This window comes from Barnesiella sp. CU968 (assembly GCF_905219685.1).
Taxonomy (GTDB): Bacteria; Bacteroidota; Bacteroidia; order Bacteroidales; family Muribaculaceae; genus Lepagella; species Lepagella muris_A.
The window spans coordinates 1-1,665 of record NZ_CAJMXD010000517.1; the positions used below are offsets into that span (position 1 = coordinate 1).

Below are 1,665 nucleotides of genomic sequence, written 5' to 3' on the forward strand. Positions count from 1 at the left end.
CGCACGATCTGAGCTATTTCTGGATTCTTCCTCCCCTGATGGGGCTTCTCGTGCAACCGATAGTCGGCATGATGTCCGACCGCACATGGAACCGCTTCGGCAGAAGACTCCCCTACCTGATTTTCGGAGCATTGATTGCTGTTATCGTGATGTGCATGCTCCCCAATGCAGGCAGTTTCCAGTTCACTGTCTCAAGTGCGATTCTCTTCGGGCTTGTTGCCTTGATGCTTCTTGACACTTCAATCAACATGGCGATGCAACCTTTCAAGATGCTCGTAGGCGACATGGTGAATGAAAAACAGAAAGGACTCGCCTACTCTATTCAGAGTTTTCTGTGCAATGCCGGTTCTATAGTAGGATATATTTTCCCCTTCCTGCTTATGTGGCTTGGAATGCAGAACGTTGCTCCCGCAGGCGTTGTGCCCGACACTGTGATCTGGTCATTCTACCTTGGTGCCGCCATACTACTGATATGCGTGATATACTCGCTCGTCAAAGTAAAAGAATGGCCCCCGAAAGTCTATAACGAATACAATGGCGTTCCCGAAAACAAAGAAAAGGGTTCAGGCAATGTCATCACGCTTCTCCGCAAAGCACCCTCTACCTTCTGGACTGTCGGATCCGTGCAGTTCTTCTGCTGGTTCGCATTCCTGTTTCTCTGGACATATGCCACCAACACAATTGCACACAACGCTTTCTCTACCCCGACTGTGGAAACAATCACCGGAATCCGCTGCAATGGCACGGACTATAATGCCAAATACCTGATTGCAAATGATACAATAATACTGATTGACCACGGCAAGAAAACGAGTGACTTCCTTGCTTCCGCAAAGGGGGCATTTGTGCTGACAACCGCAGATATCGTTGTCAAGAATCCCGATGGCACCCTCGACACCAACGATGCCACATCCCATCGAATTGAAAACGCTGCGGACTGCAGCTTTGTATCCAAGACGGTGCTTGACGCGTCATCTCCCCAATATAATGATGCCGGCAACTGGCTCGGACTCCTTTTTGCGGTGCAGGCTGTCGGATCTGTGTTGTGGGCAGTGGTTCTGCCTCGCTTCAGAAGCAGGAAGTTCTCTTATATCCTGTCATTGCTTTTAGGGGCTGCCGGATTTATTATGACTGCATTCTTCACTAACCAGTGGCTGCTTTTCGTGGCATTCGTGCTTATCGGATGCGCATGGGCGGCAATGCTTGCATGGCCTTTCACTATTCTCACAAACTCACTCAAAGGCGGCAACATCGGCGCATATCTCGGCCTGTTCAACTGTACCATCTGCATTCCGCAGATTGTAGCGGCTATAGTAGGTGGCTGGATACTCTCAATGCTCAGTACTCCGGGACAACTCGCTCCCGAGTATCTCATGATGACTATAGCAGGAGTCTCACTTGTCATCGGTGCCGCCTGCGTCTTCCTGATAAAGGAAAACGCAGCTGTAGAGACAAAACCGATGGAGACTCCCGCCATCAGCGAGAATATGTGAAAATGCGATAAAACAATAAAGACACTTCATGTGGATGAAAAGAATCAATTCCGAAGATCTCACATACAATTCATGTTAAATCCAGACACTCTCTAAGAGAGTGTTTGAATTTAAACCAAATTAAACATTAAGTGGCAGAACAAACCCTCAATCAGAGTGTTTGTAGAAGAAA

At 48.2% G+C, this 1,665-nt stretch carries 1 protein-coding gene; it reads left to right on the top strand.

Going from position 1 to position 1,665, the window contains the following annotated elements; translation table 11 throughout:
- Positions 1 to 1,493 (top strand): MFS transporter (locus tag JX312_RS14195; RefSeq protein WP_239653932.1); only part of this gene is annotated, 1,493 nt, incomplete at its 5' end.
- Between the last annotated feature and the right edge of the window lie 172 nt (positions 1,494 to 1,665).